General features: G+C 71.7%; 5 protein-coding genes and 1 pseudogene. 2 read left to right on the plus strand and 4 right to left on the minus strand.

What is annotated here, in order from left to right:
- Positions 1-551, minus strand: a pseudogene (locus tag QL987_RS16260) (ATP-dependent helicase); the annotation flags it as partial.
- A 322-nt stretch (positions 552-873) separates the two neighbouring features.
- A complete protein-coding gene (locus QL987_RS16265) occupies positions 874-1728 on the minus strand; it encodes a polyphosphate kinase 2 family protein (protein ID WP_253467324.1) in 855 nt (284 codons plus the stop codon).
- A gap of 66 nt (positions 1729-1794) precedes the next feature.
- Here QL987_RS16265 and QL987_RS16270 point away from each other — a divergent pair, with 66 nt between their 5' ends.
- Positions 1795-2802 (plus strand): alpha/beta hydrolase, encoded by a 1008-nt coding sequence (locus QL987_RS16270; RefSeq protein ID WP_111074925.1) that lies wholly within the window; start codon positions 1795-1797, stop codon positions 2800-2802.
- Between the two features lie 124 nt (positions 2803-2926).
- Positions 2927-3202 carry a hypothetical protein gene (locus tag QL987_RS16275; RefSeq protein WP_111074924.1) on the plus strand — a complete coding sequence of 92 codons (276 nt, stop codon included), beginning with the start codon at positions 2927-2929 and terminating at the stop codon, positions 3200-3202.
- 19 nt (positions 3203-3221) lie between these two features.
- Here the strand turns inward: QL987_RS16275 and QL987_RS16280 are convergent, their stop codons facing one another.
- A complete protein-coding gene (locus QL987_RS16280) occupies positions 3222-6596 on the minus strand; it encodes an efflux RND transporter permease subunit (protein ID WP_290158673.1) in 3375 nt (1124 codons plus the stop codon).
- A gap of 96 nt (positions 6597-6692) precedes the next feature.
- Complete coding sequence (locus tag QL987_RS16285) at positions 6693-7469, minus strand: DUF6518 family protein (protein WP_290158674.1); 777 nt, start codon at positions 7467-7469, stop codon at positions 6693-6695.
- Positions 7470-7515: the final 46 nt, after the last annotated feature.

Raw genomic sequence — 7515 nt, forward strand, 5'->3', positions numbered from 1 at the left:
TCGTTGCGGTCGAAGCTGCGGGGAGCGCGGTCGTCACGGTCGAAACGACGCGGACGGTCGTCGTTGTCACGACGGGGCGCGCGATCGTTGCGGTCGAAGCTGCGGGGAGCGCGGTCGTCACGGTCGAAACGACGCGGACGGTCGTCGTTGTCACGACGGGGAGCGCGGTCGTTCCGGTCGAAGCTGCGCGGGGCACGGTCGCCGGAGTCGCGGCGGGGTGCGCGGTCGTCGTCGCGACGCGGGCCGCGGTCGTTCCGGTCGAAGCTGCGCGGGGCACGGTCGTCACCGCGTGCGGGACGGCCCGCACCGCGGGGCTCCCACGCCGGACGGCTGCCGCGGCTGTCACGGGGCTCCCAGTTCGGGCGCTCGCCCGACGACGGACGGGAGCGGCGCTCTTCGGCGTCCCAGCGCTGCTTCTGGCGCGGGGCGGTGGGCTCAGGGGCTCGGAAGCCGCGGTGCTTGGCACTGCGAGCGGCGGGGGTGCCGTTCGGGTGACGAGCGCGGTCGGAGCGGTCGGCGCGCGAGTTCGCGCCCTTGTCGTACGGGGCCATGTGTTCTTTCCGGGGTGCAGACGTACCACGCGGCCCGGCAGCGACATCGGCGGGGGCGGTTCGTGGAGAGGGGGTTCATCGCGTCGTCGATCGACGTGATTCCAGCCCTCGAACTACACAACACCCAAACACGTCCGCGACTCGCGAGCCACGGTGTCGAAGGCCGACCGAGCGATTCTACGCGACCGTGTGCACGAAGGCCAGCCCCGTCGGTGGACGCGGGCCAGCCCCGTCGAGGACGGCGGGGCTGTGACGGGGGTGCGCCGGGCCTCCAGTCCGGATCGCCGCGGGCCCGGACCCGCAGGCCCGGACCCGCAGCCGGTCAGGACTCGGCGAGCCGCTGTCGTTGCTCGGCCACGTCGAAGTCGGCGGCCGGCCACGAGAGGTGCATGTCCTCGAGGGCCCGGAGCAGGAGCTGCTGCACGGCGAGGCGGGCGTACCACTTGCGGTTCGCCGGCACGACGTACCAGGGCGCCTGCTCGGTCGAGGTGCGGTCGAACGCCACCTGGTACGCCTGCTGGTACTCGTCCCAGCGCAGACGCTCGTCGATGTCCGCGGGGTTGAACTTCCAGTGCTTGTCCGGCCGGTCCAGCCGGTCACCGAGCCGTTCGCGCTGCTCGTCCTTCGAGATGTGCAGCATCACCTTGACGATCGTGGTGCCCTGCTCGGCCAGACGCGACTCGAAGTCGACGATCGCGCCGTAGCGCCGCTCGATCTCGGCCGGTTCCGCCAGCCCACGGACGCGCTGGATCAGGACGTCCTCGTAGTGGGACCGGTCGAACACCCCGAGCTGTCCGGCGTCCGGCAGCTGTCGTTCGACGCGCCAGAGGAAGTCGTGCTCGCGCTCCTCGGCCGTCGGGGCCTTGAAGCCGGCGTAGTGGACGCCGTTCGGGTCGACAGCGCCGACGACGTGCGAGACGATTCCACCCTTGCCCGCGGTGTCCATCGCCTGCAGGACGAGCAGCACGCGCCGCTGGTCGCCCGCGGTCGCCGCCGCCCAGAGACGCTCCTGCAGGGCAGTGAGCCGGGAGGCACCGGCGGCGAGCGCCTCGAGCCCGTCGATCTTCCGGCCGGGGAACCCCGGCGTGCCGTCGGGGTCGACGGTGTCGAGTCGGAACCCGGGACCGACGCGGAGGAGCGGTTCCGGATCGGCGTTCCAGGACTTCTGACGGCTCACGGGATCCTCCTGCGGGTGGGACCACCATCCTGGCACCCCCGGCCACCCCATGTAGCGTGGCTGGCGATGAAGTCCGGCCGTCGTCTCCTGCTCGCGCTCGTCGCCGCGGTCGCGATCGTCGGCGCCGCCGCGTCCTGCAGCGCCGACGGCACGGGCGACCGGAACTCGACGGTCACCGCCGGACCGGTCATCTACCCGCTGTCGCTGCGGTACCACGGCATCGACGTCGTCCAGGACGTCCCCTACGGGCGGGACCCACTGCAGCAGCTCGACGTGTGCCTGCCGGCCGACAGCCCGCCGGAGAGCACCGCCACCCCGACGGCGACGCCGACGGCCGCGCCGACGGAGGCCCCCGACCGGGTCGAGGTCGGCTCCCGTCCGGCGGTGATGATGATCCACGGCGGCAGCTGGTCACACGGCGACAAGGCGACCGCCGCGTACCGCTCGGTGTGCCAGTACCTCGCCTCCGAGGGCTTCGTGACCTTCAACGTCGACTACCGCCTGGCACCGACCGACCCCTTCCCCGCCGGACTCGACGACGTCCGCCGCGCCCTGGACTTCGTCTTCCGACAGTCCACGCTGCAGACGTACGACGTCGACCCGGGACGCGTGGGCGTGTTCGGCGGCAGCGCGGGAGGCAACCTCGCGGCGATGCTCGCGGTGCAGGACCACGAGTCGACCGCGTACGCCGACGGCTTCCGGATCCGGGCGGTCGTCGACCTCAGCGGCCCGACTGATCTGACGGCCCGTTCGACCGGGTCGGACGGTGTCGCGGCGGCGTTCCAGCGGAAGCAGCTGCTCTACCTCGGTTGTGCGTCCTACCGCGCCTGCCCGGCCGCCGAGCGGGCGTCGCCGGAGTACCACGTGACGAAGGCCACGGCGCCGTTCTTCATCGGGCACTCGACCGACGAGTTCATCCCGCTGTGGGAGTCACAGCGGTTCGCCTCGACGCTGCGCTCGCATGGGGTGCCGGTGACGTTCGTGGCGGTGCAGGGCTCGGCGCACTCGATCGCGCAGCTCGACCAGGCGATGAGTCGACGGGTGACCGACTTCCTCCGCGCCGGCCTGCGCTGACTCCCCCGGCCTGCGCTGACTACCCCGGTCTGCGCTGACGCCCCCGGTCTGCGCTGACGCCCCCGGGTGGGTGGCCCCCGGAACGGGACTGCCGGCGGACCGGCCGGGTCGCCAGACTTCCGGGGTGACCTCCACGCCCTCCGCCCCGATGCCCGCTGCCCAGACGCCGGTCCCCCGCGCACCGCGCCCGTTCACCGCTCCCCTGACCGGTGTCCGGACCTCGGTGGAGCTGCTGCTCGGGCTGTCGTTCCTGGTCGCCGTGTCCTTCGGCGGCTACGGGGCCGCCGTCGGGCAGGTGTCCGTCGTCGCGCAGCTCGGAGCGCTCGTGTTCCTCGTCACCCTGACGTGCGCGGTCGTGTCGTGGTTCCGTCCGGCGGACCGGGAGCCCAGCGACCGCTGAGCCCCCGACCGGCGGGCGGCTACGACTGCGTCCGTGCGGCCTTCCGCTCGGCCCGACGCTCGCGCGCACCCTCGACCAGGGCGTACAGCGCCGGCAGCACCACGAGCGTCAGCAGCGTCGACGAGACCAGACCGCCGATCACGACGAGGGCGAGCGGCTGCGAGATGAAGCCGGACTTGCCGGTCAGCCCGATCGCCATCGGCAGCAGCGCGAAGATCGTCGCGGTCGCCGTCATGAGGATCGGCCGGAGACGACGGGCCGCACCCTCGAGCAGGGCATCACGGACCCGGAGCCCTCGTCTGCGGTACTGGTTGACGAGGTCGATGAGCACGATGGCGTTCGTCACGACGATGCCGATGAGCATCAGCAGACCGATCAGCGACGCGACGCCGAGCGGCACCCCGGAGATGATCTGCAGCAGCAGTGCACCCGTGAAGGCGAACGGCACCGACACGAGCAGCATCAGCGGCTGGAGCAGGCTGCGGAACGTCGCGACCATGATCACGTAGACGATCAGGACGGCGACGACGAGTGCCAGGCCGAGCTGCGAGAACGCGGACGACTGGCTGGCGGCGACACCACCGATCGACGCGGTCGCGCCGCGGGGCAGGTCGAGCTGGTCGACCGCCTTGGTGACGGACTGCACCGCGGCGCCGAGGTTCGACGCGTCCGGCGTCACGGTGATCGTGGCCGTGCGGGCCGCGTTCGTCGTGGTGACGGTGGTCGGTCCCTCGGACTTCTCCACCGTCGCGACGTCCGTCAGCTTGACGGTGCCGGTGCTCGTCGGGACGTCGAGGTCACGGAGGGCCGCGATCGTGGTCGGCGGCTCGGCGTCGGCGATGTAGACGTCGAGCGTCGCGTCGTCGATCTCGATGCTGCCGGTGTCCCGCGGCGAGACCGCTGCGGCGACGAGGCCACCGACCTGGGTCTCGGTGAGCCCCAGGGACGCGGCCTTCGCACGGTCGACGCGGACGGCCAGGAACGGCTCCGCCGCCGACAGGTTGCTCGTCGCGGCCGTCGTGTCCTTGACCGACTGCATGGTCTTCAGGACCTTCTGCGACGCGGTCTCGAGCTGCGACTGGGTCGGCGCGGTGACGTCGACCTCGATGTCGCTGCTGCCGCCGAAGCCACCACCGGAGGACGCGATGGTGATCTCACCCACGCCGTCGATCCGCTTCAGCGACTTCCGGGCGTCGGCCTGGATCGTGGTCTGATCGGCGTCGGCGTCCGTCGTGACGGCGTACTGCACCGAGGCTGTCCCGCCCCCGCCGAACGCCGCCTGGATGGACTGGCCGCTCGTGCCGATGGTGGTCTGCACGGTGTCGACGCCTGCGACGTCCTGCAGCGCCCGTTCGACCTTGCGTGCGGAGTCGGACTGCACGGCGAGACTCGATCCGGCCTTCAGGTCCTGCGTGACGGTGAACGTGTTCTGGCCGGAGTCGCCGAGGTAGTTCGTCGTGACGAACGGCAGCGAGGCGACCGTGCCGCCGAGGACGACCACGGCGAGCAGTACGACGACCACGGGCTTGCGGACGGCCCAGCGGAGCACCGGCAGGTACACGCGACGCAGTCGGTCCGAGGTACCGGCGTCGTGCAGGTCGTCGGCCGAGGCGAGCGCGCCCTCGGAGCCCGGACGGATGGTGTCGAGGTCGGCAGCGGCTGGGTCGGCAGCGGCCGGGTCCGCAACGGCCGCGTCGGTCTCCGCCGGCGAGGACACGGCCTCGCCCTGCTTCGCCTTCGCGGGCCGGAGCCACCAGTACGCCAGCACCGGGACGATCGTCAGCGACACGAGCAACGAGGCGATGAGCGCCAGGGTGACGGTCACCGCGAACGGCCGGAAGAGCTCACCGACCAGTTCGGCGACGAAGGCGACCGGCAGGAAGACCGCGACGGTCGTCAGGGTCGAAGCGGTGACGGCACCCGCGACCTCGCGCACGGCGTCGAGCACCGCCCGGCCGCGGTCGACGCCCGGCACCATGTGCCGCTTGATGTTCTCGATGACGACGATGGAGTCGTCGACCACGCGACCGATCGCGATGGTCAGTGCCGCCAGCGTGATGATGTTGAGGGTGTACCCCGCGGCGCGCATGCCGATCGCGGCGAGGAGCACCGAGGTCGGGATCGAGATCGCGGTGACCAGGGTGGAGCGCCACGAGAGCAGGAACACCAGGATCACGATGACCGCGAACCCGAGGCCGAGCAGGCCCTCTTCAGCGAGGGAGTCGATCGACTGCTGGATGTAGGGCGCCTGGTCGAAGACGACGGTGAACCGCGGGTCGCCGTCGATCTTCTTCTCGATGCCGGGCAGGGCGTCCCGCACGGTCTTCGAGACGTCGACGGTGTTGGCTTCCTGCGTCTTCGTGATCGAGATCGTCAGCGCCTGCTGACCGTTCACACGGCTGATCGAGGTGCGCGGGGACTCCTTGATCGCGACGGTGGCGACGTCGCCGAGCGTGGTGTCGGTGGGGGTGGCCGCGGTGGTCGCGCCGCCGGTCGCCGTGCCGTCGGTCGGAGCGGAGGTGGTCGTGCCACCCGTCGCCGTCGCACCGGTCGCACCGGGGGCAGCCGCACCGGCGCCCGTCGCGGCACCGCTCGTGGCACCGCCGCCGGACGTCGAGCCGCCGGAGCCGGACCCCGACGACGAGCTCGACCCCGACGACGAGCTCGTGAGGGGCAGGTCACGGATGTCCTTGAGCGACGCGATCCGCTCACCGGTCTGCACGGACAGGGTCGAGCCGTCCTCGGTCAGCGTGCCGCCGGGGATCAGCGTGCCGTTGTCGTCGAGTGCGTCGGAGATCGCGGTCTGGCTGAGCCCACGTGCGGCGAGCTCGTCCTGGTTCGGCGTGATGACGACGCGTCGGCCGGGGTTGCCGAAGACGTCGGCCTGGCGCACGCCGTCGAGCTTCTCGAGGTCGGGGATCGCCGAGGCCTGCAGCCGGTCGACGAGCTGCTCCTGGTTGCCGGAGGCCGACACCGCGACCTGCAGCACCGGCAGGTCGTCGAACGACCCGGTGACGATCTGGGTCTGCACGGAGTCGGGCAGCGACAGGGCGTTGACCGCGGTCTGGATCTTGTCCTCGGCGCTGGCCAGGTTCGAGCCGTACTGGAACGAGGCGGACACGACGCTCTGCCCTGTGGACGAGGTCGCACTGGTCGACTCGAGGTCCGGCACGACCTGGATCGCCTGTTCGATCTTGGTCGAGACGTCGTTCGACACCACCTCTGGCGTGGCTCCGGGGTAGGCGCTGACGATGGCGACCTGCGGGAACTCGACGCTGGGGATGAGTTCCTGCTTCAGGCTCGACAGGGCGACGCCACCGAAGACGGCGACCACGATCGTCACGAGGGCGATGAGGGCGCGGTTCCGGAGACTGAAGACGGAGAGGAGGTGCACGTCTCGATCCTCGCAGCCGCAGAGCCCGCGCGCGCCCCGGCAGTGCACTCTGTGGACGAACGTGCAGTTTCGGCCGGCCGTGCAGGAGCGGTGCGCTCAGAGCCAGGCGATCCCGACGTAGACCACGGCGACGGCGACCGACCCGACGATCCCGGTGCCGAGCGCCACCACCCGCCCGACCGGTGTCCGGGCCAGCGCGATCCCCACCACGACCACGGCGACCCCGACGACGATCTGGACGATCCACGTCGCCGAACCGGTGGTCGCGGCGACCTGCAGCAGCCCACGCACCCCCTCGCCGATGAGCACGGCGGCGGTGACCCCGGCGGCGGCACCCCGCCAGCGGCCGTCCGAGGACCGCACGGCGACGGCGACCGCGCCGGCCAGCAGGCCGGCGGGCAGCGCCATCACGACCCAGAAGTTCGTGAGCGAGAGGGTGTCGACGAAGCCGCGCAGGTTCGTGGCCGCCCAGTACCCGATGTGCATGAGTTCGAGCAGCACCACCCCGAGCACCATCGCCAGGGCCACCCGCAGCCTGCTGGTCCGGCTGCCGCCACGACTCCCCCGCCCGACCCCCGCCGCCAGGACGAGCAGCGCCGCGACGACGAACCACGGTCCGGCCGAGTTCGACACCGTGCCGAGTCCGGGCACGGCCTGCCCGAAGCTCGTGGCGACCCCGGCGAGCAGTGCACCCGTCAACGCCATCGTGACCCGGGCCAGCGGCGGCACCGCGTGCGACGGGTCCGTGCCCGACGAACCAGGAGAACCCGACGAACCAGACGAACCCGACGAACCAGACGAACCCGACGAGCCCGCACCCGACGACGTACCCGGCAGTGCGGCGGACGAGGAGGAGGACAGGGTGCTGTGCATGGTCCCGATGCTGCCGTGCCCGCACCGGTCACCGCGTCACCCGGCA

It is taken from the genome of Curtobacterium sp. APC 4022 (assembly GCF_030407555.1).
GTDB lineage: Bacteria > Actinomycetota > Actinomycetes > Actinomycetales > Microbacteriaceae > Curtobacterium.